General features: G+C 63.7%; 27 protein-coding genes, 1 tRNA gene and 2 pseudogenes. 6 read left to right on the top strand and 24 right to left on the bottom strand.

Annotated elements, in window-relative coordinates; genetic code table 11:
• Nucleotides 1–438 precede the first annotated feature (438 nt).
• Entirely contained in the window at nt 439–768 is a 330-nt protein-coding gene (locus tag M2432_RS16690; protein WP_280827919.1) for a hypothetical protein, read from the top strand.
• Nucleotides 769–1,205: 437 nt separating this feature from the next.
• On the opposite strand, the gene M2432_RS16685 is transcribed toward M2432_RS16690, so the two are convergent.
• The 14 genes from M2432_RS16685 to M2432_RS16620 all read right to left on the bottom strand — a co-directional run bounded on the left by M2432_RS16685 (nt 1,206) and on the right by M2432_RS16620 (nt 8,204).
• Entirely contained in the window at nt 1,206–1,727 is a 522-nt protein-coding gene (locus M2432_RS16685; protein WP_348536312.1) for a phage protease, read from the bottom strand.
• Between the two features lie 4 nt (nt 1,728–1,731).
• Entirely contained in the window at nt 1,732–2,610 is an 879-nt protein-coding gene (locus tag M2432_RS16680) for a major capsid protein (protein WP_280827917.1), read from the bottom strand.
• Between the two features lie 41 nt (nt 2,611–2,651).
• Nucleotides 2,652–3,032: a capsid cement protein gene (locus M2432_RS16675; RefSeq protein ID WP_280827916.1), complete on the bottom strand. Its 381-nt coding sequence runs from the start codon at nt 3,030–3,032 to the stop codon at nt 2,652–2,654.
• Nucleotides 3,029–3,610, bottom strand: a complete 582-nt coding sequence (locus M2432_RS16670; RefSeq protein WP_280827915.1) for a hypothetical protein — start codon at nt 3,608–3,610, stop codon at nt 3,029–3,031. Before M2432_RS16670 ends, M2432_RS16675 begins: the two co-directional genes overlap by 4 nt.
• 5 nt (nt 3,611–3,615) lie before the next feature.
• A complete protein-coding gene (locus tag M2432_RS16665; protein WP_280827914.1) occupies nt 3,616–4,008 on the bottom strand; it encodes a helix-turn-helix domain-containing protein in 393 nt (130 codons plus the stop codon).
• The gene (locus M2432_RS16660) at nt 4,005–4,244 is read right to left on the bottom strand and encodes a hypothetical protein (protein WP_280827913.1); all 240 of its coding nucleotides are present in this window, start codon (nt 4,242–4,244) and stop codon (nt 4,005–4,007) included. Before M2432_RS16660 ends, M2432_RS16665 begins: the two co-directional genes overlap by 4 nt.
• Nucleotides 4,234–4,389, bottom strand: coding sequence for a hypothetical protein (locus M2432_RS16655; RefSeq protein WP_280827912.1), 156 nt, complete (start codon nt 4,387–4,389; stop codon nt 4,234–4,236). The genes M2432_RS16660 and M2432_RS16655 overlap by 11 nt, the downstream gene beginning before the upstream one ends.
• A 53-nt stretch (nt 4,390–4,442) precedes the next feature.
• Nucleotides 4,443–4,715, bottom strand: a complete 273-nt coding sequence (locus M2432_RS16650; protein ID WP_280827911.1) for a hypothetical protein — start codon at nt 4,713–4,715, stop codon at nt 4,443–4,445.
• The gene (locus M2432_RS16645; protein WP_280827910.1) at nt 4,712–5,131 is read right to left on the bottom strand and encodes a hypothetical protein; all 420 of its coding nucleotides are present in this window, start codon (nt 5,129–5,131) and stop codon (nt 4,712–4,714) included. Before M2432_RS16645 ends, M2432_RS16650 begins: the two co-directional genes overlap by 4 nt.
• A 217-nt stretch (nt 5,132–5,348) precedes the next feature.
• Nucleotides 5,349–6,515, bottom strand: coding sequence for an AAA family ATPase (locus M2432_RS16640; protein WP_280827909.1), 1,167 nt, complete (start codon nt 6,513–6,515; stop codon nt 5,349–5,351).
• Nucleotides 6,512–7,231, bottom strand: a complete 720-nt coding sequence (locus M2432_RS16635; protein ID WP_280827908.1) for a bifunctional DNA primase/polymerase — start codon at nt 7,229–7,231, stop codon at nt 6,512–6,514. Before M2432_RS16635 ends, M2432_RS16640 begins: the two co-directional genes overlap by 4 nt.
• Before the next feature lie 146 nt (nt 7,232–7,377).
• Entirely contained in the window at nt 7,378–7,560 is a 183-nt protein-coding gene (locus tag M2432_RS16630; protein WP_280827907.1) for a hypothetical protein, read from the bottom strand.
• Nucleotides 7,557–7,862 carry a hypothetical protein gene (locus tag M2432_RS16625; protein WP_280827906.1) on the bottom strand — a complete coding sequence of 102 codons (306 nt, stop codon included), beginning with the start codon at nt 7,860–7,862 and terminating at the stop codon, nt 7,557–7,559. The genes M2432_RS16630 and M2432_RS16625 overlap by 4 nt, the downstream gene beginning before the upstream one ends.
• A 150-nt stretch (nt 7,863–8,012) precedes the next feature.
• Nucleotides 8,013–8,204: a helix-turn-helix domain-containing protein gene (locus tag M2432_RS16620; RefSeq protein ID WP_280827905.1), complete on the bottom strand. Its 192-nt coding sequence runs from the start codon at nt 8,202–8,204 to the stop codon at nt 8,013–8,015.
• Nucleotides 8,205–8,280: 76 nt separating this feature from the next.
• On the opposite strand from M2432_RS16620, the gene M2432_RS16615 reads away from it, so the two are divergent.
• Nucleotides 8,281–8,940, top strand: coding sequence for a helix-turn-helix transcriptional regulator (locus M2432_RS16615; RefSeq protein WP_280827904.1), 660 nt, complete (start codon nt 8,281–8,283; stop codon nt 8,938–8,940).
• Nucleotides 8,930–10,096 carry a site-specific integrase gene (locus M2432_RS16610; RefSeq protein WP_280827903.1) on the top strand — a complete coding sequence of 389 codons (1,167 nt, stop codon included), beginning with the start codon at nt 8,930–8,932 and terminating at the stop codon, nt 10,094–10,096. Before M2432_RS16615 ends, M2432_RS16610 begins: the two co-directional genes overlap by 11 nt.
• 48 nt (nt 10,097–10,144) lie before the next feature.
• Here M2432_RS16610 and M2432_RS16605 read toward each other — a convergent pair.
• From M2432_RS16605 to M2432_RS16570, 8 genes and pseudogenes are all read right to left on the bottom strand, one after another.
• Nucleotides 10,145–10,217 (bottom strand) — tRNA-Arg (locus M2432_RS16605).
• Nucleotides 10,218–10,580: 363 nt separating this feature from the next.
• On the bottom strand, nt 10,581–13,772 hold the full coding sequence (locus M2432_RS16600; protein WP_280827902.1) for an adenylate/guanylate cyclase domain-containing protein: 3,192 nt from the start codon (nt 13,770–13,772) through the stop codon (nt 10,581–10,583).
• 696 nt (nt 13,773–14,468) lie between these two features.
• On the bottom strand, nt 14,469–15,143 hold the full coding sequence (locus tag M2432_RS16595) for a TetR/AcrR family transcriptional regulator (protein ID WP_280827901.1): 675 nt from the start codon (nt 15,141–15,143) through the stop codon (nt 14,469–14,471).
• A gap of 49 nt (nt 15,144–15,192) precedes the next feature.
• Nucleotides 15,193–15,384, bottom strand: a pseudogene (locus M2432_RS16590) (amidohydrolase); the annotation flags it as partial.
• Between the two features lie 10 nt (nt 15,385–15,394).
• Complete coding sequence (locus M2432_RS16585) at nt 15,395–16,591, bottom strand: DUF1214 domain-containing protein (RefSeq protein ID WP_280827900.1); 1,197 nt, start codon at nt 16,589–16,591, stop codon at nt 15,395–15,397.
• A gap of 5 nt (nt 16,592–16,596) precedes the next feature.
• Nucleotides 16,597–17,736, bottom strand: a complete 1,140-nt coding sequence (locus tag M2432_RS16580; protein ID WP_280827899.1) for a sulfotransferase — start codon at nt 17,734–17,736, stop codon at nt 16,597–16,599.
• Between the two features lie 5 nt (nt 17,737–17,741).
• Nucleotides 17,742–18,659, bottom strand: coding sequence for an NAD(P)-dependent oxidoreductase (locus M2432_RS16575; RefSeq protein ID WP_280827898.1), 918 nt, complete (start codon nt 18,657–18,659; stop codon nt 17,742–17,744).
• A gap of 30 nt (nt 18,660–18,689) precedes the next feature.
• Nucleotides 18,690–18,833: pseudogene (locus tag M2432_RS16570) on the bottom strand (SDR family mycofactocin-dependent oxidoreductase); the annotation flags it as partial.
• Nucleotides 18,834–19,020: 187 nt separating this feature from the next.
• Between M2432_RS16570 and M2432_RS16565 the strand changes: the two are divergent.
• From M2432_RS16565 to M2432_RS16555, 3 genes are all read left to right on the top strand, one after another.
• On the top strand, nt 19,021–20,007 hold the full coding sequence (locus tag M2432_RS16565) for an acyl-CoA thioesterase domain-containing protein (RefSeq protein ID WP_280827940.1): 987 nt from the start codon (nt 19,021–19,023) through the stop codon (nt 20,005–20,007).
• Nucleotides 20,004–20,612: a VOC family protein gene (locus M2432_RS16560; protein ID WP_280827897.1), complete on the top strand. Its 609-nt coding sequence runs from the start codon at nt 20,004–20,006 to the stop codon at nt 20,610–20,612. The genes M2432_RS16565 and M2432_RS16560 overlap by 4 nt, the downstream gene beginning before the upstream one ends.
• Nucleotides 20,613–20,778: 166 nt before the next feature.
• Nucleotides 20,779–21,567, top strand: coding sequence for an SDR family oxidoreductase (locus M2432_RS16555; RefSeq protein WP_280827896.1), 789 nt, complete (start codon nt 20,779–20,781; stop codon nt 21,565–21,567).
• A 1,879-nt stretch (nt 21,568–23,446) separates the two neighbouring features.
• On the opposite strand, the gene M2432_RS16550 is transcribed toward M2432_RS16555, so the two are convergent.
• Both M2432_RS16550 and M2432_RS16545 read right to left on the bottom strand, forming a co-directional pair.
• Nucleotides 23,447–23,635 carry a hypothetical protein gene (locus M2432_RS16550; protein WP_280827941.1) on the bottom strand — a complete coding sequence of 63 codons (189 nt, stop codon included), beginning with the start codon at nt 23,633–23,635 and terminating at the stop codon, nt 23,447–23,449.
• A complete protein-coding gene (locus M2432_RS16545; RefSeq protein ID WP_280827895.1) occupies nt 23,632–25,404 on the bottom strand; it encodes a DUF4157 domain-containing protein in 1,773 nt (590 codons plus the stop codon). The genes M2432_RS16550 and M2432_RS16545 overlap by 4 nt, the downstream gene beginning before the upstream one ends.
• Nucleotides 25,405–25,729: the final 325 nt, after the last annotated feature.

Genomic DNA, 25,729 nt, shown 5'->3' with positions numbered 1-25,729 from the left:
GGGTGCGCACGGGGTGCGGGGCTCTCGGCGCTGGTGCAAAAACAGCCTGTGACCAGGCGTTTTATTGAGTGCCCCCGGCAGGATTCGAACCTGCGACACCGGCTTTAGAAAATGATGGTTCTCGAACGTTTCTGATTTCGTTCATAAGCTTTGGCCCGCAAGCAGATTCGCACCTATTCCACCCTATTCAGTGCCGGTCATTCTCACCGGTTCTCGGGCATAAGCGATGAATAAGCGATGAGCCGCTAGCGAGTATCGACGATGTTCACGCCAACCGCGCCGCCGATCCATCCGCTGCGAACGCTGCTTGATCGTCTCCTGCAGGCACAGGCCAGAAAACTTTCTCGCTGAACTACCTACAAATTGACGCCTCCGTCAAGTAACTTGCGTGAAGCCTGACAGCAAATTGACCACTGAAAGAAAGAAGCAAGCCGCTACATGCCCACCACCACACCTTCAGTCGCACTTCCCCCCGGCGCTGTCTTCGCCGACGACTGGGATTACGACGACTGGGGCGCAGACGCCCCGCGAGACATGGTTCGCTGCGTCTCGTCAGCAAAACTGCGCATCACCGGCAGTCCTGTGACCGTCTGCGTCGACGCATTGCAACGAGAAGACGGCACCCTCGTCTGCGTCGATATGAACATCCGTCCGACAGAAGCACTGCTACTGGACGCGAACGCAGACCAGTGCCGAGAACTGGCAGCCCACCTGCTGGAGTTGGCGCCGCTGCTGGACACCTGGGGCTCAATGAGAGCGGCTGAGTAACCCCCGCCCGAAGGTTCCGATTTCAAATCGGACCCTGACCAGCTAAACAACCGCCCCAAGACATGCAGCCTTGGGGCGGTTCGCTATCCGAGGAGTAAAACATCAACCCGTAAGCCGGCCGCGAAACTGGCGCTGTGACTGGTCTTTCGGATTCAAAGACTGGCACCAACGCAACACCGGCCACCCCGCGACAGCCCACGGTCCCCACCACCCTCCCAACGCCGAAAACCTGACCAAAAACCAAAAACCGCAGGTCAAAAGGGCCGTTTCGGCTTTTTTCTTTACTTTAAGGGAGGGAGGAGCTGACAGAGGGTGCACTGTCAGGATTGGGCGCCCCCCTCGATAATTTCGGGGGTGGGGGGGTGTCCATCTGGCGGACGCCCGGTGTGGGGCTGGTGTGCCACTGGGTCGGGCTCGGGGTGCGGAGGGTCGTCAGTTCAGCGGAACCATTGCTGATTTTCGGGGAGGGTGCCGTCGTCGACGAGTCCGTGTCCGACTTCGGTTAGGGGTACGGCGGTTTCGTCGGGTACGGATGCGAGGACGTCGGCCATGCCGGGGTCGGCGTCGATGAGTGTGACCCAGTGTTGTTTGCGTGCCGGGGTGATCTTGCCTTTAGCTACTGCGGCGTTGACGATGCCCTCCAGTTCGGCCTTGCGGGCTTCTGCGGCCATCCGGCGACCCTCCTTGGCGGCCTGGCGGAGTTCGGCGATGGTGGCCGAGTCGACCAGCTCGAGGCCGGCCTTGCGGGCGGCCGCTGCGATAGCGTTCGTGGGCATGTCGGCCGACGGGTCGTCGCCCTGGTCGTTGGCGGCGTCGGCGAGTGCATCTTGCAGAACGGTCACGATGACGTCGGGATCGTCGGTATCGGTTGGCAGACCTAACAGGCCGAGGATGGCGCCGGTCTGTTCGGGCGTGAAATTCAGTGCCATGTGTAGTTCCTTTTCGAGTTTCGGGGGGATTGCTTTAGGCCAGGCCCGTGATTTTCTTGAGGTTGTACGGGCGGTCGATTCCGATTGCCGGGACCACGTAGCCCTGGACGATTTTCTGGCGGCGCTTGAGGTCTGGGATGACTTCGACGCGTAGCGGTACCTCGAAGCCGATGATGCCGACGTTGCCGCGGTCGCAGAGCCACGCTTCGCCGGCGGTGAGTCGGGCTGAGACGAACATTTCGATGCCGGCGGATTCGAGCATCAGGGACAGCTTGTCGGCGTATGCGGAGCGCAGCGAGTTGGCCTCTTCGGGATGCACGATCAGCAGGTTGTATTTGGAGCCGAGTTCTTGCAGTTCGCCGGCCATCTTGGCGGCGCTGATGTCGGCGGTGGGCAGTTGGTTCGACGGCGTCAGTGTGGACAGCGGGCCGACGATCTGCACGCTGGACCAGGAGTGGCCGCTGACTGTGTTGGGGCTGGCGATGGCGGCTTCGATGGCTGCGACGCAGGCGGTGTCCAGCTTGCGGACCAGCTGGTTCGATAGCTGGGTGATCTGCTGGTCGAGGTAGTTGATCGCATTGCGGATGATTTGTTCATCGGCGATGGCGAACGACGCTCCCCAGTCCTGTACGACAGCGAGTTGGGGGTCGGGGTCGACGCCTTCGGTGCGGCGGTATTCCGAGCCGGGTGCGCGTGCTTCGACGTCGGTTGCCAGGAACATGTCCGAGGATGCGATGACGTTGTACAGCATGCCGCCGCCCTGCAGGTTGGCGCCGTAGCTGGCCAGCAGTTTGGGCGCGAGAATGAGATCGTCGGCGAGGCGGGCGATGCGGTTGCGCAGCAGCGTCGGGCTGTTCAACGCATAGTCAACGGTTAAATTTCTGCCGGAAAGTGTAGGGATCAGGCTAGGCATGTCGGTTCAATTCCTTTGTGGGTTAAGTGTTTTCGGGGTGGTCAGTACAACGAGATTTCGGCGAGTGCTCCGGATGCGGCGCTGGTGAGCGCGTAGCCAACTGCCACGCCGCTGGCCAGTGGTGTGGCTTGACCACCGGCGGCGACCTGGACCTGTGCGAATGCGGTGATCGAGGCTGCGGCGGTCACGTGGACAACGCGGCCACCACCGCGGGCCACGGACACGAGCTGTCCGCTGGCGGCGGCAGTGCGGGCGACGCCGAAGACGCGGCCGGCGGCGGTTGCCGGGGCCACGCTGACGTTGCCGCCCGTGCGGTCGCCGCTGATCGCCAGGAACGTTTGGCCGGTGACGGCGCTGGTGGCGTAGCCGGTGACGTTTTGGCCGGGTTCGTAAACGTCCGAGAATCCGAGATTGGTGCTCATTGGGTTGTTGCCTTTCGTGATGTGTTGCGGTTGCGGTGCCGTGTGCGCCTCGCTGCGGCGCGGATAACGGTCATGGTGTCGGTTGGTGGTTGGCCGATACGGATGGTTGCGGCGACACGTCGAGACGCTGCGACGCCGTACAACTCGGCCAACGACTGCAAGGTGCTGACTGCGGGTGATTCGGTTCCGAGCAGCCCGCACGCGGTCAGGACCAGCGGCCAGCAGGTGCCGTCCTTGTCGACGTAGTTGATAAGCGCCTCGACGCTGCGGTCTGGGTAGGCGTGCGGCAAGACCTCGGCGAGCTGCGCGGGCATATTGCACAAGTCACCGACGAGCGTGTTGCCGTCGTCGGTCAGTTGCAGGTTGTCGACGAAACCGAGTGCCGGGTCGCCGTCGTTGCGGGAATCGTTGTGCCCCAACTTGATAACCGGCTTACGCAGCACGCCGGCTTGGTGGGCAGCGACCGCGGCGGCCAGGTCATCGGCGGTGACAACCCAGTCGGCGCCGTCGGTGGTGTGCGCCGGCCACGTTCCGACCTTGACGAGTTCGACCCCGCGCAGGGTCCGCGGGCTAGTCAAGACCGTCACCTATTGGCCGCTCGGCGCTCAGCGCGGGAAACGACTGCGTGAGCGCCGTATAGCCATCGACCGCCAGCGCGCTTGGCAGGCAGTACCCCGCGGCGGGCAAGGTCGCGTACACCGTTGGTGGTGATGCCAAGGATGGCCGCGGCTTCGGCAGTGTCGAGGACGTCATACATTGCAGGTTGACCCGAATTGTCGCCGCTTCCAATCTGTCTGGCTTGCGTGCCAGTGTCACGTGATGAAACGCCAGTTGTGGCAACAGTTCTGCCGAGTCGGTCGATGAATGCGGCGAGTTCGGCTGATGGCCGGCGCCCCCGCAGCAGCGCATCGAACGCGCGCAGCGTGTAGCGGACATCCTCTGCGCCGAGCAGGATTCCGGTTATCGGGGCGATCATCCGAGCACCTCCAAACGGTCCCACAGCCGGTATCCCTCGGCTGCCAGTGCGGGCCGGTAGCGGAACTGGGCGGCGAGCAGGTCGGTCTCGTCGGCCAGGTCGATCAGCGGAATGCCTTCGATCTCGGCGGCAGCGATGACCGCGGCCGTGGCGGAGGTGTCGCGGCGCCCGGTGGCGAGCAGCCATTGCACTGCCCGCCACCGAACCAACAACATCACGATCACGTCATTGGGCACGGCTGTTCCTCCGTTCCTCTGCGGCCGCGGCTTTCTCGGCACGGCGCTGTTTCAGTTCCTCTGCGGCCGAGGTGATCTCGGCGGCCAGGGCCAGCGCTTCGCCCACGTCGGCGCCGAATCGTTGCGCACCAATTCGAATGAACACGGTGTTTTCAAGAACCCACGCCCCAGCCACGACCCCGGTTCGCCCGAAAATCTTCACTCGGTGCCCCCGGTTTCGGTGGCTGCTTCGGCGGCGCGGAATGCCCGCGTCAGCTCCCGCAGCAGCGCAACGCCGTCCTGGGTGCGCAGCTCGGGACTCAGTTGGAAGAACACCGCCGCGAGTGCGCCGGCCAGGTCAGCGAGTGCGTCGGCTTCGATCGTTTCTCTCGTGATTTCGTACACCCCGGCGAGGTCGCCGGCGGCGTAGTGCGTCAACAGGGCTGCGGCGCGGCGCATATCGGTTGCGGTGAAAGTGGTGTTGTCGCTCATGCGATTCCGTTCGTGATCGGGTTGGTGGTGTAGGTCCAGCCGTTCGCGTCTCGGTTGTACCGTGGCCGCAGCACCGTTCCGATCGGATGCTGCGCGGCTTCCTCACACAGCTCGGCCATCACGGATTCGGCGACGTCGCGCGGTGTGTCTCCGAGGTCGGCGATGACCGGCCCCCATCCCGCGCCGTTCAGGTAGTTGACGCACGCCGAGATGAGTTCGGTGTCAGTGAGTTTCGAGTTGCGCACCATCAGCGTCGTCGAGGCTCGGTAGCTTCCGACGCCGATGTGAGTGAGGGCGCAGCCGCAGGCGCAGCCTCCGGTGAACAGCGGCGGTATGGCGAGTTCACCTTCGATGGCGTGGCAGAAGTCGTTGTTTGCTGGGTGTTCGGGACGGTGGATCGTCAAGATTTTGGTCATTTCATCTCCTTCGTGGGATTTTCTGGGTGGCCCCAGGGGCGGAGCCGACTCGGTTTGTGGCGGCTATCCGGTCGTGTTGGGCGCCTCTGGCTGCGTTGTTGCGTTGTTGGGGCTGACCTGTGGTTTTGCCGTGCGTTGTTGGTGCGTTGTTGGATGACAAGAACGCACCAAGAACGCAGGCGTTTACGCAGGTCGCGGCCAAGAACGCAAGAACGCATCAGGCTTTGCGCCAGAACCATGGGCCAGGGATTTTCGGGTGGTCGGTTTCGATGTGTCTGCCTTTGACAGCGCTGGTCCTCGCGCGGTTGATCTGCCCCTGTGTCCACCGAGTTCCCGACGTGCCTTTGCCCTTTGCTAGGAGGTCGGTGATTTCAGTCGAGAGCGCCCAACTGTCGTTTCCTTGGCGTGCTCCTAGCAGGTCGACCAGGTCGGCCACGCAGCCGTCCAGAAGTTCTACTTCCGCGTCGTCCTCGGCCACGTGCGATCTTGCTGCGAGGGTCTCGAACATCTGTTTCGCGGTACCGTCGCCGATTCCGCACGGCTTGCAGATGTTGACGGTGATACCGTCCGATGTGGCCTCGGTGATCTCGAAGAGGTCGACGGGTTGGTCGGTGCGGCAGATGTTGGACTTCTCGACGCCGATGGCGAGCTGGCCGTCGTCGGTGCGCAGCGCCATCAGGTTGAGTCGGACCACCTGACGTATCTGGCCGGACAGACCGACCGCGCCGCGGGTGCCGTTGAGGGTGTCGCGGTTGGTGTGGCCGAGGGCCAGGACGGCGGTGTGGTGGCGTGCGGCGTATCGCTTCCACGCGGTGATGACCGGGCGCCATTCTGTGGCCTTCGGTAGTCCACCGTTGACGTGCGCGGTGGCGTCGGCCAATCCGTCGATAACGACCAGCGCCACCGGGGGCAGCTTTTGCTCGGCGAGCCACCCAGGGCCCGGGATGCCCACCTCGAAGTCGTCGGGTTCCTCGGCAACGTTGAGCATCACCACCTTGTCCAGATCGACGCCGGCGGCTTCCATGCGGGGCCGCACGGTGTCCTCCCAGCCGTCCTCGGTGATGATGATGACCACGGTGTGGCCGGCCTTCGTGAGCAGCGCGACCACGTACACCCACCAGGTCGACTTTCCTATTCCCTCTTCGCCGAACAGGTACGTCACATGTCCGCGTGCAAGGCGGTTGAGAACCAGCCAGTCGACTGCGCGTGACTGCGGTGCCTCCGACGCTCGTATCCAGCCCTTCGGAAGCTCACCGTGTGCCCGAATGTCTACGATGACGCCGCCTCGGGTGCGTCTCCGTTGCCGTGGCCCGTTTCTCGTCGGCATATCGCCCGGAGACGGCCGCGCGGTGGCGGCGCCATCGGTGTCGAATGCTTCTGTCATGCGGTCGCTTTCCGTTGAGCAGACGTGATGGTCTGCTGGATTTCGTTGGCACCCAGGCCGATACCGTGCGCGGCGGCAGCCAGCGCGGAGTAGACGGCAGCGGGAGCGCTGTCGGCGGCGGCTCGGGCTGCGGCCCAGAACAACGTCCCGTTGCGGTTGCCCTCCTGGGCGTCGGCCACGGCACGCACGAGGCCGTCCCACCGGTCACCTGATGCACGTATGCGCGCGGTGGGTGGGGTGAATGTCGGGCGGGCGATCAGTGCCAGCAGGTGCTCGGGGCACGCTGCGATAGGCGCATCACGGTGCAGGACATAGGGCTTGCCGGTGGTCGGGTGAATCGAGCCGGGTGCGACGAGGTACCCGTTGCCGCCGGCCTTTACGTCGATACCGGGTGTGCCGTCGACCTTGCCCCGAACGGGTCCGGACACCGCGTAGTACAGGTGCCAGCCACCGGAGCCGGTCTGCACGCATAAGGTCCGGTGCTCCGGTCGCAACCGTAGGGCCGATACCGAGCCACCGTTGCGCGGGTCGACGTCCAGGGCGATGACACCGGCCTGGGTGACGCCCCAGTTGCAGCCGGGGTATTGCCGTGTCCACCTTGCGATCACGTCGAGGTCGCGGGTGAAGTCCTGCACCCCGTGCTTGGTGACCGGCAGCTTGCCGTTGAGCGGCCCGACGGCGAACCCGTGGCCGAGCATGATGTCGATGTCACGCATTGCCGCGGCACCTCGGTCCGGCGCCGAGCTGAACTGACAGCGGGTCGACGATCCATCGGCCACATTTATTGCAGCGGATAGCAATTCGTGTTTCAGGCGCGGGAGAACCCGCCCCGGTGCTGTCGGGGCGGGTCTCCATCATGCGTTCAGTCACCACTGTGAGCCTCACGGGCGGGGATGACGACGTACTCATTGCAGAAGGGGCAGCATTCGCCGTCTGCGGTCACCGGGTCGGGATTGTGAGCGTCAATCGGCCACTCAGTGAGTGGTTCTCGGCAGATGCAGCACACCTTTGGCGCGGAGACGATGTCAGCGACGTTGAAGCTCATCGGGTCACCTCTGCATCGGCTTCGAGGCGGTCGGTGGCCTTGTCCAGCAGCACCGCCGCGTTCCGCAGGTTCGAGAGTGCGGCGACGATGTCGACGATGGCGAACATCGGTGCGGTGTCGGGCAGGTCGCGGATGACTGCGTTGATGTCGCTGCGGATGAGGTCGACTCGGTTGACGGCGTCGTCGAGTACCTGCGCAGCTGTTGGGGGTACCGGCGGGACATACAACGCGCAAAACGCGCAGACGTCGCCGGAATCAGTGGGCACCGTGCAATACCGGCATTGAGTGCGTTGTGTCATCATGGCTTTAGAAACTCCTGTCGGTGGTGTGGTGACTACGAGGTGGTTCAACTTGAAGGGCGTCGGCTGCAACCGGCGCCTTTCGCATATCTGGGGTGTTGTCGTCCTCCACTAACCCCAAATCGCAGTGGTCGGCCTGCGCGTAGTTCCGCATCAGACCGCGGCGCCGAATTGATCGTTCTCCCAGGCGATTACGTCACTGAGCCGGTAGCGGCAATGCCGGCCGAAACGGGCGTACTTGGGACCACGCTTTTGGCTTGCCCATTGGGCGAGTGTCTTCTCGGGCACGCGGAGCCGTTCGCCGACCTCAGGGCGAGTCAGCCAGTAGTCCTCAGGTGAAGGCATTAGCATCTCCTTGTTATGGAATTCCATCGAATCAAGCCGGATTCTGACTGATTCCCGTTCAGGCTACACAGGTTTTATGACTTCCCGCAAGACATACGCTATTCTCGTCGGCATGTCGGATACTTGGCCTGACGAAATGACCACTCGGATTGCCGCCGAGATCAAGCGGCTGCGCGGAGATAGATCCGGTCAATGGCTTTCAGACCGAACCGCCGAACTTGGGCACCGGGTGTCGCGCTCGACAATCTCGGAGATCGAGACCGGTCGCCGGAAGTCGATCACGGTCGCGGACTTGATCCTCCTGGCCTGGGCACTCAGAGTGCCGCCGATAAGGCTCCTCTATCCGAAGCTGCCAGACGGACCCGTTGAGGTCGTGCCAGGAAGATCAGAGCCTTCGATCCGGGCAGCCACGTGGTTCTCAGGCGAGGAACCGTTCATTTCGTATATCGGCGCCAAGGCAGATGCCGCCGATCCAGACGAATGGGACCGAAAGCGCCAGGAGCTAAACGAGATCACAGAAGGGGCGCAAGTGGTCCAGCTCTCACGAGAGCGGATAACCCTGGAGTCGAAGATCGACACGTTGGTTAAATTGGTTGCGCGCCTGCGATCTTCGGACGATCCCTCCCATGCGGACTCCTTTATGTCGGAGGTTGAAAGGGCGCAAGATCAGCTCATGGCTGTCAACGATCGGCTTCGTCAGGTCAAGGGCGCAGTGGTGAGTGGCGATGGCGGGTAGGCCTCCGCTGAGAATCGGTCAGCACGGCAAGGTCACCCGCAAGCAGCTCGGTGGGGGAGTGTGGTTGGCGCGCTGCCGATTCCGTGACCAGGACGGGGTTACCCGAATCGTCGAGCGCCGCGGGCCCGCTGACGAGGCAGACGAATACGGCAAGCTCGCCGAGGATGCACTGGTCGAAGCGCTCGCGCAGCGGCGTGCCGCTGGTGACGGTGAAATCACCCTGGACACAAGGATCATCGGCCTTGTCGACCGCCACATCGACCGGCTTGAAGAGGACGGCCGCGCGGTCCGCACGATCGACACCTACCGGTACTGCTCCAAGCTTCTAGCCAAGATCATGGGCGGTGTCAGGGTGGGCGAAGGCACGCCGGCCCGGATCGACGCCGCAATCCGATCGATGCGCACGGCGCACGGTGACGTCATGGCGGTGCAATCCAAGACGATTTTGAAAGGCGGTCTGCACCTGGCCGTGATGGCCAACGTCATCGGAGCCAACCCGGTGCGGGACGTTTCGCCGATCTGGGCCAAGGCCAAGCCGACCGGTGCGCAAGCGCTGACCGCCGACGAGCTGCGCGCGCTGTTCACCAAACTGCGGGAGTCCGACGACTGCCAGCGCCATGACCTCGTCGACCCGATCACGTTGTTCATCGCCACCGGGCTACGCATCTCCGAGCTGCTGGGACTGCGCTGGGCCGACTACGACGCCAAGGCTGCGACGGTCACGATCGCCGGCAAGGTCATCCGCGCTGCAGGCAAGGGGCTGCTGCGAGTCGACGAGACCAAGACAGCCGCGGGCCGGCGCACCATCCCGTTGCCGGCGTTCGCTGTCACCGTTCTCTCGGCCCGCAAGGGACGCCCCTACCTTGGTGAGCAGCCGATGATATTCCCGTCGACCGCCGGCACGTGGCGCGACCCCGACAACTTCCGTGCCCGTTGGCGTGAGGTCCGCGATGACCTGGGCGTGCCGGACGCGGTCAGCCACAGCTTCCGCAAGTCGCTGGCCACGCTGATCGACGACGAGGGGCTGTCAGCTCGGATCGGTGCCGACCACCTCGGGCACTCCCGTATCTCGATGACGCAGGACAAGTACATGGCGCGCGGCCGTGTCCACACCGCGGTCGCTGACCTATTGGACCGGACCATAAGCGATGAATAAGCGATGGATTGATGGTATCTAGCGGGACTAGATACCATGTCTGACCTGTGCCCCCGGCAGGATTCGAACCTGCGACACCGGCTTTAGGAGAGCCGTGCTCTATCCCCTGAGCTACGGGGGCTCGGGACCTATCGAAATAGGTGTCTAAAACCCTAAGGGACGACTCATGCTAGACGGCCAACTGCTGATGGCGGTATTTGGGCTCGCCGCGGCGCGGTGTTTGTGATGCGAGTGTGGCCGATGGTTGGCGTGGGCCGGATGTGACTGGTCCGCAGGTAGATCTGTGCCCGGCCGGGTATTCAGATTTTTGTGAGCTGATGCTGACGTTGGTGAAGGAACGAGGCGATTGCGTTGCGGCCCAAGGCAACTCCGATCATGACGCCGTGTTGCCGGGTGGCTGAGTGCGCGGTCATGCGGCCGCCATCGTGCGACGTTCGAACCTGGCGTGTTCCGGATTCGGTCTACGCGCGCCCTGCGACAGCCGTCATCGCATCGCTTGGGCCCAGTCCAGGTGTCCCTCGTAGCCAAGTGTTGTCGCCAGGGCGCGGTAGCGATCACGATAGTCGCGGTAGGCGGTGTCGTCGCCATGGGCGCGAGCTCGGAGAGCCCGGACTCGGAGCAACCAGATGGCGCGTAACACCAGGCCCTCACCAGCTGGCGCGGGCGTTAACCGCTCGATCGCGGCGTCGGCTTCGGCCACATCAGCGCGAGTCCCGCGATCCAGCAGGGTCTCCACCAGAACCACCGGCGCAGCACTGCCCACGCCCTCGCGCAGCAGATGGTCGACGGCGTCGCGCATGAGCGGTAGCGCCTCATCGCGATCTCCACACCGAGCCCGCTCGCGAGCTAAGTAGATGTGGACGATCAGTAGTAAATCGCCCTGGAAGTATCCCCGGCGTAGAAATTGATCGCTGACCTCGGCCAGCAGCTTCTGTCCACGGGCATGCTCGGCATCCGTTGGGCGGTGTACCAGCGCGAGACCCAGCGTGATCTGCGCGTTCGACAACGCGTGGTCATCGCCGGATCGTTCGGCGATCCGCAGGGCATCCTCGATCTCGCGCAGCACGCGATCGTTGGGCCTCAGCACTCCAGCCGGTATTCCCACGAGGTAGGCGTAGGTGACGACCCTGGCGTAGGACATGGGATCGGCGCTGCGGGCCAGGGTCAGGGCCTGCTGCAGGTCGTCTCGCCATCCGGGACGGCCCAACGCATAACGGGCAATAGCCCGTGTCGCGAAGGCGGCCGCCAATGGGGATCCGATAATGATGTTGCCTTTAGCTGGGTCTCCGTCGGCAAGGTCGATGACCTTTTGCGACCACCGGAGCACATCATCCATCTCGGCGCTCTGCATCTTGGCGTAGATCGCCGCGAAGGATAGCCCCATCGTCAGGGTCGGATCGCCGAGCGACGCGATGAGGGCCATGACTTCCGAAGCCAGCTGCGACGCCTTGCGCATCCGGCCTTGATGCGCGTGATCGATCACCAGCCCTGCCATGGCGATGGCCAGTGACGCCTTGTCTCCAATGGCGGTACATAACTCGCGCAATTCATTGAAGCGGTCGTCGGTAACGGTGACATGGGCTCGAAAGGAGGTCCCGCACAGCATGGTGCGCGGAGCAATGCGCATCGCGGTCCGGTCCGGATTGTCGCCGGGTAGTGCGTCGGCGATTGTTTGAGCACGCTCCCAGGACAGCCGGGCTGCAGCGATGTCTCGGTTGGTGGCCCACATTGCGGCCCGCATGTGCCAGCCGTAGGCGGCATACGAATTCCCAGCGGCCTCAAGGTGTTCGGCGATCAGCGCTGCGTCTGCATCGGGTGTGCCGCGCGTCTCGATGGCTCCTGCCACGCGCTGGTGCAGCCCGGCGCGATCGGACTTGAGCTGGGATTCGTAGGTCACTGCATGAATCAGCGGGTGGTGGAACGCGTACTCAGGTGTCCGGCTGAAGCCGACCTGATCGATTAGCTCGGCCGCCAGCAGGTCGCCAACGACAGGCTCGATACCCAGCTTGGTGAGCATGTCCGACTCGAACCGGGAGCCAACCACCGCGGCGGCGTTCAACGTGCGCTTGGCTTTTGGTTCGAGACGATCGATACGCGCGGCGATGGTCGCCTGCACCGTGGCGGGCACACTGACCTGGCCAGCATCCGCGCTCGATACGTATGCCCCGTGGTGTCCGCTGAGCACGCCTCGATCTGCTAGTTCGCGGACGATCTCCTCGGCAAAGAACGGATTGCCCGCGGCTCGGGTGGCAATCGTCTCACACAGTGCACCGACCGAAGGGTCCCGTCCGACAAGCTCCGAGACCAGTGCCGCCGATTCCGAATTGTTCAGCGGTGCAAGGGCCATGGTTTGAGCACCGACCTGGCGGCTCAAGACTCCCTGGTACTCGGGGCGGTAGCTGACTAGTACAAGCGCCGGTGTCTGCAGAATCACGGTGAGGAATCCGGCCAGCATGGACTCGCTGATCTCGTCGATCCAGTGTGCGTCCTCGATGACATAGACCACCGGGGTTGCCCGTGCCAACGAGGCGTTATTGACCAGGGCGGTCAACCGTCGCCGGCGAGCGTCGGGATCGATGTTGGGTGCGGGAGCGTTGGGGTCGGCGATGCCTAACAGGTCATAAAGCAGCGCCAAGTCGCCGGCGTCGGCGCCCGGATTGCGGTCGCGGATTAGATCGCGCGCCTGCTGGTCGTGAAGAGCTTCGATGCCGGTGGCGCTGCGTACCAGCTTGGCGATCGCGTGGAAGGGCACCTCGCTGGTGTGCGACTCGCAGTACACCGAGAAAACGTCGGTGCCGCGGCATCGACCCATCGCCGCGATTTCCCGTACCAGACGGCTTTTGCCGATGCCAGGTGGCCCCACCACGCCGACCACGGCTCCACGGCCAGCGACAGCACGATCCAATAGTGCTTGCACCGCAGACATTTCACGCTGCCGGCCCACCAGTGTGGACTCCATACGCCCGACGATGCGACGTTGCGGTTCGATGCCCAGCAGCCGGTAGGCGGCGACAGGTTCGGCAGCACCCTTGATCTGGGAGAGCTGCGGCTGGTCAAGAACTGCGGCACCATCGACCAAGCGCGCCGTCGCCGCGCTGAGCATTACCCCGCCCGGTGGGGCGACCGACTCCATCCGCTGCGCCATTCCGACCTGCTCACCCACCGCTGTGTAACCGAACGGGCCAGAAGCCATGTCACCGCCGACCACCTGCCCGGAATTGAGCCCGACCCGCAGCCGCAGTTCGACCCCGTCGCGAGTACGGACTTCGGCGGCAAGTCGTTTGGCGTGCTCCTGAATACCCAAGGCCGCCAGACAGGCGCGAAAAGCGTGGTCTTCCAACGCCACCGGGGCACCGAACACCGCCATGATCCCGTCACCGGTGAACTGGTCGATGGTGCATCCGTACCGTTTGACCACCGCCGCGCAACCATTGGCCAGCTTGGCCATGATTTCACGCAGCCGCTCGGCGCCGACAGCGGCGGCAATATCCATCGAGCCGACCACATCGGCGAAGAGCACCGTCACCTGTTTGTACTCCGCAGATCCACCGAACCCGGTGACCGGTGCGCCACACTGGTCGCAGAACCTGGCGCGCGCCAACAGCCCCGCCCCGCACGCCCTGCACGAGGGCTCCGTTGCTGTCACCGCACCGCGGCCGGTATCGGCGTCGTCCACGTAAATATCGTTTCACCGCAGGACGCCGATGTCCGGCAAACCGCTTCGCCATCACCACGGCACCCCTCATGCGGTGGGGCGTGTCTGCGACCGCGTCTTGGTAGAAACCTTGATAGAGCGTGGGGCGCAGGGCGATCTGGCTGAAGCGAGGACGGTGCTCGGGCGACAGGGCACTGCCGAATTCCCTCGGTGCTGAGTCCACCAGATGGACTCGTTCACCGGGACACACGGCTACTGGCGCTTGCACGGTTGATCTGCACGAACACCATTGCGAACCCGCCGGGCAATATCGCGAGGTCGTGGCATGGGACGCGTTGCGAAATCGGCCCTACCGCGTTCCGGAGGCAAAAAACGTACCGCTGCTGATCAGCAGCGTTGGGGTTTCTACAGGTCCCCGGGGGCTCGGGGGCTTGGGACCTATCGAAATAGGTGTTTAAAACCCTAAGGGACGACTCATGCTAGACGGCGAACTGCTGATGGCGGTATTGGGGCTCGCGGGGATGCGGTGTTTGTGATGCGAGTGTGGCCGTTGGGTCGTGTGGGTCGGATATGACTGATCTGCAGGTAGATCTGTACCCTGCGAGGCGTTCAGATTTTTGCGAGCTGGTGCTGTCGTTGGTGAAGGAACGAGGCGATTGCGTTGCGGCCCAAGGCAACCCCGATCATGACGCCGTGTTGCCAGCGACCCGAGGAAACTCAGCCGGCTTTGGCGGCGCGCTGCCGACGCGGTTTGGCTTCCGCGTGGTATTCGGCGGCGACGCCATCGGCGATCGACCGCAGCAGCCGGTCGAGCTGCTCGGCGCTACCGACGCACCGGTCGCCGGCGACCAAGCGCATCTGCACCCCCGCAACGAAACTCATCGTGGCGACCGTCTGCTCCTCGAGCACGTGCGGTTCGGGCTCCACGCCCCGCTGTGAGCGCGCGAGGATCTCACGGCGATGCAGCCCGGCGAACACCTCGCTGTTGTGCCGGAACACTTCTGCCAGCTCTGGATCGCGATTGGCTTGCAGCATCAGTTCGAAGCGCGCCTTGGTCCGGCTCAGACGCGGCTCCGCTGCCGAGAGCATGACCATGGTCGCCAGTCGCGGCGCGCTGGCCGAGAGTTCGGCATCGTGTGCGTCGGTGGGCTCGGCCACCGACATCAGATCGACCAGGTCCAGTTCCGCCAGGCGTTCGGCCGCGGCCATCAGCAGAGCTGACCGCGTCCGGAAATAGAATGACGCGCTGCCATTGGGTAGCTCGGCGAAACTGTCCACTTTCGGATGACTCAGGCCCTTGGCCCCTTCATCGGCCAACAACTGAATCGCCGCGTCACACAGAATGCGGCGCCGCTCTTCGGGGTTGGGGCTGCGTCGTTTTTGGATACTCACAGTTTATCCGTCGCCGCCGTGGCGACGGAAATTCCGCGCCGTGCTCGGATCATGCTTTGGTGAGCTGCCTTTCGGCATAGCGGCGAGCCCATTCGGCCCGCGGCCGGATCGCGGTGTCGACATCGGTCGCCTTGGCGCGCAGCGCCTCCACCGTGGCATCGGCCCAGTCGGTGTGGGCGAACGGGTCCCAGCTGAAAAACCGGCAGGAGTTCTGCCAGGTGATCTTGTTGATATCGGAGTCGGGCTCACATTCACCAGATGCGGCGCAGCTGGGCACCGGTACGCCGGTACCGCAGCTGGGCCGCACGTTCTTCCGCGGTGAGAACCGGTGTGCCCGTGGGCAGATGCTTGAGCACATCGGTGAGCGGAACCTTCGTCACGGTGGCCTCGGGGAACTCGGTGGACCGGTAGAAGCGGGCCTGCAGGATGCCCCACGGCCAGTCGGCCTTGTCCAGCCAGTTGTGCACGCCCGGATCCTGTTTGGACACCACACCGCGGAACCAGCCGTCGGGATCGACGCGGGCCTGCACGTCGTTGAGACTAGATTGGCGATTGACCCAGTCCACCGTCGAGAACCGATCGTCGGCGACCAGGATCTGCCAGTAGTAGCAGTCCTTGGGTACGGGAAACTCCACGATCAACGCTTCGTCGTCATCGATTTCGTAGATGCCGTCGTAGTAGGCCTGCTTGGTGGCCAGGCCACCGCCCTGCTGAATCCACTGGGAGCGCAGGAGAACGTTGATGCCATGGTGCTCGCGGTAGTACCGGACCAGCTCCATGTCGAAATCGATCATGCCTTTGATCCAGTCGCCCATCTCAGAGAACCGCCGAGCGATCTCGGCCGGCTCCATGTCCGCGCCCGCGTCGTCGAGTCGGTTGATGGCGACCTGGGCGTCGATCTCGGTGTTCCAGTCGCATGCGCACTTGCGCATCAAGAGCTTGCCGACCGCGGGGTTGAGCTCCCACCAATCACCGTCGTAACCTTCGGGGCGCTGCACACTGAGCAGGACGCGGAACGAGCCGTCCACGCCGATGGTGAGGTCGTCCAGATCGTGGGTGATGGCATTGAATTTCATCCGCCCCTCGACATTCTTGAGGCTCTTCATCATGCCGGGCGCCTGCTGGGTGATCTCGACGAATCGCACTGTGCCCCGCCGGCCCACCAGTTCGTAGACACCCGCGCCGTCGATCTGCGCTTCCAGATAGACGTAGTCGGGGTTGGGACCGCCCTGGTTGCAGGCGAAATTCCACAGCGGCATGAATACCGGGCGGCGGGTGTCGGTGTAGACGTGGCAGAAGTACCCGCAGGCCAAGATCGACAACGCGAGCTTGTTCATGTCCTGCACCTCAGCCTCGGTGGGGCTGTCGGGCCGCCAGGTGGCCAGCAGGTGATCGGCGACGCCCTTGAGCGCCTCTATCTGATCGTCCCAGGTGGGTAGTTGAGTCACGGACTCTATCCCTCCACCGCCACGTCGAAGTGGCGGATGTAGAAGTTGTAATCGGAACGGATCTGATCGACGGTGAGGCCGAACAGCTCGGCCGAGTAGCGGTGGGTTCCCTTGGCGCCCATGGCGTTAGCGGCCTGCCAGGCCAGGATGTTCTGCTCGACCGGGTCGGTGAGCTCCAGGTTCAGCCAGTCGTAGACCCGCCGGATGGTGCCCTTCGGATCGCGCACCAGGTCACGGTGGTGCACGTCCAGGAAACGGTCTTCGCCGATACGGGCGCGCTGGGCGATGGCCGCCTCCAGCCCTTCGCGCAGGTGCTCGCTGACCTCAGCCCCCAGCGCCAGTAGGTCACGTTCGCCGGCCGCCGGGGGAAAGATCGTCGACACCAAACTGGTGTACGAGGGCACCACCTTGGCGGGGTCACGGTGAGTCATCACGAACCGCATCTGTGGATACGCCGCCGCCAGTGCCTCCAGGTGGAACTTGTGGTGCGGCGCCTTGAACAGCCACAGCTGCGGCGGGGTTCGGGAGCCCAGCAGCTTCACCACCCGCCGATGGTATTGGTAGGTCTGCGTCAAATCGGCGTGGCGCCACCACTTTCGGTAGCCGGCCACCGGCAGGGTCATCTGCTGACCATGGAACGCCATCCCGAGGATCTCGGTGTCCTCCATAGTGGCGTCGATCTCGAAGTGATGCATGGCGGCAGCCTCGGCCGAGCGTGCATCGTGCATCCGGACATAGGCCTGCCGACGCGGATCGCCGGTTTCCTGGCCGGGCACCGGAGGCGGCACCGGCTGGTGCTGCTCCCACCCGCGAAGACACCGAAACTGCGGGTCCAGCGACAACATGTCGGCCAGCGCGGTGGTCCCGGTGCGCGGCAAGCCGTTGATGTCGACCGGTCCGTCGATCTGGACCTCTTCGACCTCCGGGTGCTCGGCATACCAGGCCTCGACCTGCAGCCGGTTGACCAGCCGCCGGCGCAAGTCCGCGATCACGGTGGCATCGGTGTCCGGACCCAGATCGCCGTCACTGTCCAGACTTTCGAGCAGAACCTGCAGACCGTCACGGAAATCACCGGGACCGAAATCGGTGTGACCGGCTTCGGCTACGGCTTCGTCCAGCAGTTGTTCGGCAGCCGGGTATCGCATGTGTATCAGAGCTCCTTGACACGGTCGGGGTAGTGGTGTGCGGCCATCGCGCGGAATCCGTCGCGCCAGGGCACGCGACAGGGGCCGGTGATCGAGAGGCGTTTGCTCGGGTCGCCGACCGATCCCAGCGATGCGCCCGGCACGACCTCGACCCGCAGATCGGCCTGCACACCCAGCAGATCGGCAAAATACGCTGACCACTGCTGTACGGTCACCGGTTCGTCGCCGGCGAAGTTGACGATCGTGGCCGGACTGGCGGCCGCTTCCACAAGCGGTGCGATGTGGGCGTTGATGTCGTCGTAGTGAATTGGGCTGTAGGGCAAAGGATCCCAGCGGGCGATCACCGGCTTTCCTTCGGCGATGGCCTGCAGGTGCCAGAACGGCAGGCCACCGCGCTCGCCGTAGGCGCTGCCCATCCGGGCGATGGTGATCGGCAGTCCGAACTCCCGAGAGCAGTACCGGGCCACGGCCTCCTCGGCGATCTTGACGATCGAATACGGCTGCGGGCTGGGCAAGCCGGCATCTCCGATCGGGTCGCTCTCGGTGAATGCGTGCCAGGGGTCGGGGTGTGGCTTGTAGACGGTGACCGTCGACATCACCAGTGCTGCTTTAGCCTTGCGGCAATGCGATAACAACAGGCCAGTGCCTTCGGCGTTGACTCGCAGACCCTGTTCGTAGTCCTCGCTGAAGTCGGCCGCGATGTGCAACAGGTAGGTGAAATCATCTGGCAGATCGGTGAAGTCGGGGTCGCCCAAGTCGACTGCGCGGGTCGTGACACCGAGCGCCTCGACCTCGGCCCGGGCGGCCGGGTCCGAGAACCGGGCGATACCCCACACTTCGTTGTCCGGTGCCAAGGTCTTGGCGATCCCATTGGCGATCCGCCCGGCCGGCCCGGTGATCAGAATTTTCTCCCCACTGAGCATCAGCTGTCTCCTTCAATGATGGGTAAATCACGGAACGCAGTCGGGCAGTGGGCCGGCGATGCCGATGGCGATGACATCGGCTCCGCACTGGCTCAACCGAACCGCATGCGCACGGCTTTGGCCACGGGCGGCGCCGGTGACGACAGCGACCTTGCCGGCCAGATCGGTGGTCATTGAAGAACCATTCTCGTCATCGTGTTGCCATGCCCTGCGCGCCCATCGGCCGTGTCGCGTGATTTTGCAATCAACACTGGCCTGTGGAGGCGGTGTGAGCTACCGTACATCTCGACTCTAAAGTCTTAGAGAGGCGTAGTGCAAGCGCCGACGGGACCCGGTAAATGACAAGGAGGATGCTGTGACGATGCAGAGCCCCGATGTCACGGCCCGCCCCGATTTCGCCGGTCCTTTGCGAGGGGCTCGAACCGCACTGGAGGCCGCCACGCTCGGCGCGTTCGAACAGTTGGAGCATGCATTGACACTGCGACCAGCCGCCGAGGATCATTTCGTGGCCGACAACGAGGCCGGCCGCTTCGGCCGACTTTTCGGCGGCCAGCTCGTCGCCCAGGCGATGACCGCGGCCGCCGCCACGGTTCCCGGACTGACCGCCCATTCGATCCATGCATCGTTCCTGCGCCCCGGCTCATCGAACGCTCCCGTGGATATCACCGTCGACCGCACCCGTGACGGCCGGTCAATGTCGGTACGTCAGATTGTCGTGGCCCAGGGCGGACGTACGCTGCTGACAGCGACGGTGTCCTTCGACGCGAATCCCGATACTGCACACGGTGATTGCGCGACGGCCCCCGATGGCGACCCAGAATCAATGCCGTTGCTGCAGCATTGGGCACACCGCGCCGCACCGGTATTGGCCGGCGCCGCCAGTACCTGGATCGACACGCCCCCGCCGCTGGAGATGCGCATCGCCGAAGCACCGACCTTCCTGGGCGGTGCGCAATCATCAGGACTACGCGCGCACTGGATGCGGTTGCCGCGGGCGGTTGACGGCGGCCCGCAGACGCACGCTGCGCTGCTGGCCTATGCCAGTGACTATCTGTTGCTGGACATGGCATTTCGCAATCACCCGGATCCTGTCAGCTACACCACGCACACGGGTCTGACCCTTGACCACACCGTCTGGTTGCACCGCCCGGTGCAATTCGATCAGTGGCACCTCTACACCCAGCAGATCGTCGCCATCGCTGGGCATCGCGCCCTGGTCCGCGGAACCATCATCGACGCCGCCGGCCGTCATGTGGCCAGCACTGCGCAGGAAGTTCTCGTCCGGCCGATGACCGAGCCGACCCCGACCACAGTTGAAGCGACCCCCGACCAGGAGAACATCACGTGAAGGTTGCCACCCACCCGCTGTTCGAACACCGCTGGCCCGAAGGCGAATTCCGGCTGTTTCAAATGGGTTTCGTTGTCCCCGACTTGCTGCGCGCCGCATCGCGGTGGGTGCAGGTTTTCGGCGTCGGACCATTTCACATCATGCCGCGCGCGCAGAACACCTGCCGTTACCGCGGCACCGACGCCAGTGTCGACATCCAGATCGGCGTCGCGCAGGCCGGGCCGGTGCAGATCGAACTCATTCAGGACTACGCGCAGGGCAACTCGGTGTTCACCGAGATGGCGCGGCTGTACGGCGGCAGGGATTATGGTTTGCACCAAGTTTCGACGCTCACCCGCGAATATGACGCCAAGGTCGCTCACTACCTGGACCAGAAGTTCGAGTTGGCGTGCGAATTCACCAATCCGGGGCAACGCGTGGCATTCATCGACACCGTTGAGGAGTTCGGATTCTTCACCGAGATCGTCGAAGAAAAGCCCAGTTTTCAAACCAATCTCGCCAAGATCGCGAGCACCTGCGAAACGTGGGACGGCACCGACCCCATCCGAATCCTGACCCGCGATGGCTACCGAGTTCCCGACGATGGGAACAACACTGATGAATGACAACCCCCGAGCGCTCTACCACTTCGACAATGTATCTGCGATGAACGGGGCCTGGCCCGACCCATCACCGAACGCCGCGAGCCTGCCGACATCACCTACTGGCCCGAATAGCCCTGAGCCACAACGTGATCAAACCATTTCCGTGTAGGCCTTGAGGAGAAGCCCGATGACCATAGACAACGCGTTCGATCTCACCGGACGAGTGGCCCTGGTGACCGGCGGGGGAACAGGAATCGGCGCTGCGACCGCGATGCTTCTGGCCAGATACGGTGCCGATGTGGCGATCGCGGCCCGCACTGTCGCAGACTTGGACAAGACTGCCGCTGCCGTCGAGGAGGCCACGGGACGGCGCTGTCTTGCGGTGCCAACCGACGTCAAAGACGAGAAACAGGTTGTGGCGATGGTGCAGCGCACCGTCGACGAACTGGGGCGCATCGACATCCTGGTGAACAATGCCGGCGGAACCCGAATGGGACCGCTGGAGGACCTACCCACCAAGGCCTGGGATTCGGTGTACGACCTCAATGTGCGTTCTGCGTACGTGGCGACCCGGGAAGCGGGAGTGCATTTCCGCAACCAGAGATCCGGTGCAATCGTGAACATTTCCTCGGATGCGGGAATCAACGGCATCAGGGGCGGAGCTCACTACGCCTCGGCGAAAGCCGCCCTGCAGATGTTCACCAGGGTCACCGCCAACGAATGGGGCAAGTATGGCATCCGCGCCAACTGCATCGCCGTGGGCGCGATCGCCTCAGAACGTGTACTCGCAGCATGGAACGTCGCGGGGATCGACCAAACGGAGATTGCAACCCGAACCCCGCTGCGCCGTGCCGGACGTCCCGACGAAGTCGCATGGGCCATCCTGTTCGCGGTCAGCGACGCCGCGTCCTACATGACCGGCCAAACCTTCGCCATCGACGGCGGACCTGTCCTGGGTGGGATACCGGAAGACTGATCATTTGCACTGCCGTGCAGGCTGTTTCGCCACAGAACCATAGATTCGAGAATTGCCAAAGTGATGCAGGGCTTCAGCGTCGTCGAGCACATTCGTGGCTGGAGCACGGCGCGTCCCACCGACACGTGGTGACGGAGTTCTGTCCCGGTGGTTCAGACGCTTTGGAGATGACGCCCAAATGGCACTGGCCCCGCGTCGCGGTCGGTCGTCGACGCATTGGTGACTTCGGTGTCTTGCGCCGCACGTAGTTCCGTCCCGGTAGCGTTGATGGGATCGGCTTGCGCTCGTCGAGGCTCGCACTCACGAATGCGATTGGATGCCGAAAGCCGTTGCAAGAAGGATCAATTCGCCTCCTAGGGACATTCAGCCGGACCCAAGGTGGATTGACCCGTACCGGCAATACCCATGCCCGCAGGCTGATGATCGAATCGGCATAGCATCACCACAAGCCCAACTGGCCCGGGGAGGTGATGCGGTGGCGCTGGACAGCCGCGACGCCAGCGATAACAGGCGTGGCGGCCTCCCAGGGCCATCCCGACACAGAATCGGATAACACGATGAGGCTCAGGCCATATCAGACGAATCGCCCTGAAGCGAGTAGTTTCCGCTTAGGCCTTCCCCTGAGTGCCCACCGCCAGCGGGGCACACCCCAAATCTGCCTCGTACTGCATTCCCGGCGTACCACAGACCGCAACACTTATTGCAGTACCGCCACTCATTTTGCAGAACATCAGCCATCTTGACCTCCGTTAAATGGTTACGAACCGCGGTTGGCTCCCGCCTGCGGATTACATCTCTATGGGATCTCGGCCCGCAACAGTGCGGTCCGCCCAGCGGACCGGGATCAATTGCCGCCCAGCCAGGTACGCCAAGAACCCGTGGCACTAGATATCTCTGCCGGTCACGCGTAATTTCCGCCCGAGCGCACACTGACGAACCTGTCAGCCACGCAGTTAGATGCCTAAAACCGATGCAAGAGCGCGCAATTCGCCTCCGAGGGGCATCCAGCCACGCACAGGGCATAACGTCACGGACGTATATCAAGGCCTAAACCGCCCGCCGACGTTCGAGGGCGGCGGTGCAATCCGACATTCTCAGACAGTTCCGGACGTCCGAACCGAGGCCAGTCCGGCACTGCCAGATGGTCGCGGATTCAGCCCGGTTTAGCCGGGCCTAGTCATCGGTCACGCCAGAAATACCGGCGCAGCCGCAGGGGCTATGCAACTGTCAGATGGTTCTGGAAAACCGGGCAGATTCGGACAGCCATCATGTTTTCCCGGATTACTGTCAGCAAAACCCAAGGGTCCACCGTTGTCTCGGAGCGCTTTCGTGCGAGGGCGGCATCAGTCCCACCACCCGCCGCCGTACTGGATATTCGGTCGATCTTCACGAAGTCGATTGCCCAATCGCCGAGCGATATCGCCAGCTCGGGGCATGGGACGCGTTGCGCATTCGGCCCTACCGCGTTGCGGGGCCCAACACTGCACCGGTGCTGATCAGCGGAGTCGGAGTTTTCTACAGGTCCGCGGGGGCTGGGGACCTATCGAAATAGGTGTCGAAAACCCATAGGGACGCCTCATGGTAGACGGCCGCCTGCTGATGGCGGTATTTGGGCTCGCGGCGGGACGGTATTTGTGATGCGAGGGTGGCCGTTGGGTGGCGTGGGTCGGATGTGACTGATCTGCAGGTAGATCTATGCCCTGCGAGGCGTTCAGATTTTTGCGAGCTGGTGGTGTCGTTGATGGAGGAACGAGGCGATTGCGTTGCGGCCTAAGGAAAATCCGATCATCACGCTGTGTTGCCGTGTGGCCAAGTGCGCGGTCATGCGGCCGCAACGTGCCCTTGAGCACGTCCACAGTGCGGCGCTTGGCAGCTGGGCTCAGGATTTTCCCTTCGCGACTTCCCGCAGCGCGTCCTTCTCCAACTCGGCCTCAGCCAGCAGCTGCTTGAGCCGAGCCTCTGCTCGCGCAGCTCCTTGAGTCCTCCGGCCGCATCGGTGTCCATGCCGCCGTACGCGCGGCGCCAGTTGTACATCGTCGCCGGCGCTGAGTTGTGGTGCGGTAGTCATGGATGTGGAGCGTGCGAATCAGGTTTCTTGGTCGACTGCACGACCTTCCGCAGCTGCCAGAGCATTAGCGTGGCGCTGTAGCGACACCCGGAGTCCCACTTAGTTCCCTTCCTCTTCCCGCAGTCCGAGTCGGGCCGATGCACATCCTTCCACCAGTCGTTAGTCTTCTGCTCGATGAACTTGTCGAAACCCGCCTTCTCGTACTGGCGGAACCCCGATATCGCACCTGGCTGCTCAAAGAAGTCGTCACCTGGGTCGATCCTCCATTGGTCAGCCCAGTAGAGCGTCTTTCCCTCCGGCTGATTGTCGACGAACAGCGTGACACTGTGATGGCCGTCCATTATCGCCATCCCGAAGATATGCCAGCCGAAGTCATTCCCGACCTTGTCCATGACCTTGTCCCACGCACTGCTTTCGAGGGTCGTCGGCTCAGTGTCGCCGTTGGTCGTCTTGCCGGCGGCGTCTTTGAATTTAATCTGGACACGTGGGTCCGCGACACCTATACCGGCTAGAGCCTCGCCGGTATATACCATCGTGTAGGTTTCCTTCTTTTCCCTGAGCTTCGCCAAGCGCTTCTCGATCGTCTTCATGACTGACGCACTTGTGAACAGCTGTGGCGCTATGGCGTGTACTACGGCGATGCAGTTCTCGCGGGTCTCTTTCGGCAGGTCTGCCGGGAGTGGGTCGCCTTTTTCGGGCAGTATCGCGTTGTAGTGGAAGCGGATGTACGCGTCGCGCACGACCTTCTCGGAGAACACCTGGGCTTTCTTGTCGTCCGACTTGCGGGGCGTGAGGGCGTGCGCTGGGAACCTCTTTAGCAGGAACCGCGCAGCGGCAACGTCGAGGCGCTTGCCGATCCGCGTGTCCTGCAGCGCGAAGATGCCGGGAACGCCGGCCTCGTGACGCGTGAAATTCGTCGCGTCTGGGTTTGCATGGATCATGCCGATCAGCTCGTTGAGCTGCTCTGTTGTGAATCGGTCCGTGAGCTGCCCGATCTGGTTTATATGTTCGAGCAGCCCTACTTTCGGCGGCAGGATGTCGTCGACCTGTGTCAGCCACGGCTCAGTATTGGGTTTGGGCTGCCGCTGAACGTGAGGCGTGCTGGCGTGCATCTGCTGCGCGACGTGGGTCAGCTCGTGCACGAGAAGCCGCCGTCCCGAAGCGGTGTCGGGACGGAACTCGCCGGGCGCGAACGCGATATCGCGGCCGGCGGTGAAGGCTCGGGCGTTCAGCGCGGTGGTCGCCGTGGCTGCCGCGTCGTCGCGATGCACGCGCACGTCGCCGAGATCGAAGCCGAGGCGCGGCTCCATCTCGCGGCGTATGTCACGATCCAGTGCCTCCGCCCGGCCGCGGAGGAGGCCATCATCCGAACTTCGCGCGAGCGTTGAGTTTCCGTGGCTCTGATGCAGATGTTCGGGCGGCGATGCAGTACGGCCTAGCGAAATAGCATCTGCCGTCGCCTCTGCTTCGCGCTCCAATGCGTCATCTGTTCGTCCAATGGCTGTGGGAGCGGACGCTGCCCTCTCGGCCGCTTGGACCCGAGGCTGCTGCACGGGCGCGCGGAGCACCTCGTCAGCTGACGGGTCCCCGGGCCACGGCAGCGCGCCGTCCACCAGCGGAGGGACCACCGCCACCTGAGACGGCCGCGCGGCGGTCTTGATGGTTCGCCGCAGCTTCAATTGTGGCGCCGGCTGCGGACCCGCAGTCGCATGGTGGCTCATCCGGAGTGGAACTGCCGCCCGTTCGACTGGCGGGTTCTTGGGCTTCATGGCGTCGTTGTACGCCCTGCGCATCACTGGCGCGTCACGCTGGCCGCGTTCGTCTCAGCTGCTGTCCCTGGCAGGGTGGCACCTCCGGTGGGGGTCTGCTTGATCGCGATCAGGAGTCGCTATGTGTCCATGGTGGCACCAGTAGGTGGCGTCTAGGCGGTCCGCGGATCGTCGGTTCTTCGGCGCGAGTTTTGCGAATCAGATTCTGTAGCTAGCGGTTTCAGGTCGCCGCGGGCCTTGATTGAGAAGTCGGGTTTCACCTCGGTTGATGACCGTCCCCCGCCGATGGCGAGGTGGGTCGCCGGCGCGCGAGCCTGGGTCGCGG

It is taken from the genome of Mycobacterium sp. OTB74, assembly GCF_029892685.1.
Classification (GTDB): domain Bacteria; phylum Actinomycetota; class Actinomycetes; order Mycobacteriales; family Mycobacteriaceae; genus Mycobacterium.
Note: the sequence above shows the minus strand (reverse complement) of the source record. Positions and strands in the feature narration are given on the sequence as shown.

What these genes read in the sequence shown, in the direction of transcription:
- M2432_RS16690 (WP_280827919.1), top strand. Translation starts at nt 439, where the DNA reads ATGCCCACCACCACACCTTCAGTCGCACTTCCCCCCGGCGCTGTCTTC.
- M2432_RS16680 (WP_280827917.1), bottom strand. Translation starts at nt 2,610, where the DNA reads ATGCCTAGCCTGATCCCTACACTTTCCGGCAGAAATTTAACCGTTGAC.
- M2432_RS16675 (WP_280827916.1), bottom strand. Translation starts at nt 3,032, where the DNA reads ATGAGCACCAATCTCGGATTCTCGGACGTTTACGAACCCGGCCAAAAC.
- M2432_RS16665 (WP_280827914.1), bottom strand. Translation starts at nt 4,008, where the DNA reads ATGATCGCCCCGATAACCGGAATCCTGCTCGGCGCAGAGGATGTCCGC.
- M2432_RS16650 (WP_280827911.1), bottom strand. Translation starts at nt 4,715, where the DNA reads ATGAGCGACAACACCACTTTCACCGCAACCGATATGCGCCGCGCCGCA.
- M2432_RS16645 (WP_280827910.1), bottom strand. Translation starts at nt 5,131, where the DNA reads ATGACCAAAATCTTGACGATCCACCGTCCCGAACACCCAGCAAACAAC.
- M2432_RS16640 (WP_280827909.1), bottom strand. Translation starts at nt 6,515, where the DNA reads ATGACAGAAGCATTCGACACCGATGGCGCCGCCACCGCGCGGCCGTCT.
- M2432_RS16635 (WP_280827908.1), bottom strand. Translation starts at nt 7,231, where the DNA reads ATGCGTGACATCGACATCATGCTCGGCCACGGGTTCGCCGTCGGGCCG.
- M2432_RS16630 (WP_280827907.1), bottom strand. Translation starts at nt 7,560, where the DNA reads ATGAGCTTCAACGTCGCTGACATCGTCTCCGCGCCAAAGGTGTGCTGC.
- M2432_RS16625 (WP_280827906.1), bottom strand. Translation starts at nt 7,862, where the DNA reads ATGATGACACAACGCACTCAATGCCGGTATTGCACGGTGCCCACTGAT.
- M2432_RS16620 (WP_280827905.1), bottom strand. Translation starts at nt 8,204, where the DNA reads ATGCCTTCACCTGAGGACTACTGGCTGACTCGCCCTGAGGTCGGCGAA.
- M2432_RS16615 (WP_280827904.1), top strand. Translation starts at nt 8,281, where the DNA reads ATGACTTCCCGCAAGACATACGCTATTCTCGTCGGCATGTCGGATACT.
- M2432_RS16610 (WP_280827903.1), top strand. Translation starts at nt 8,930, where the DNA reads ATGGCGGGTAGGCCTCCGCTGAGAATCGGTCAGCACGGCAAGGTCACC.
- M2432_RS16580 (WP_280827899.1), bottom strand. Translation starts at nt 17,736, where the DNA reads ATGCGATACCCGGCTGCCGAACAACTGCTGGACGAAGCCGTAGCCGAA.
- M2432_RS16575 (WP_280827898.1), bottom strand. Translation starts at nt 18,659, where the DNA reads ATGCTCAGTGGGGAGAAAATTCTGATCACCGGGCCGGCCGGGCGGATC.
- M2432_RS16565 (WP_280827940.1), top strand. Translation starts at nt 19,021, where the DNA reads ATGCAGAGCCCCGATGTCACGGCCCGCCCCGATTTCGCCGGTCCTTTG.
- M2432_RS16555 (WP_280827896.1), top strand. Translation starts at nt 20,779, where the DNA reads ATGACCATAGACAACGCGTTCGATCTCACCGGACGAGTGGCCCTGGTG.
- M2432_RS16550 (WP_280827941.1), bottom strand. Translation starts at nt 23,635, where the DNA reads ATGACTACCGCACCACAACTCAGCGCCGGCGACGATGTACAACTGGCG.
- M2432_RS16545 (WP_280827895.1), bottom strand. Translation starts at nt 25,404, where the DNA reads ATGAAGCCCAAGAACCCGCCAGTCGAACGGGCGGCAGTTCCACTCCGG.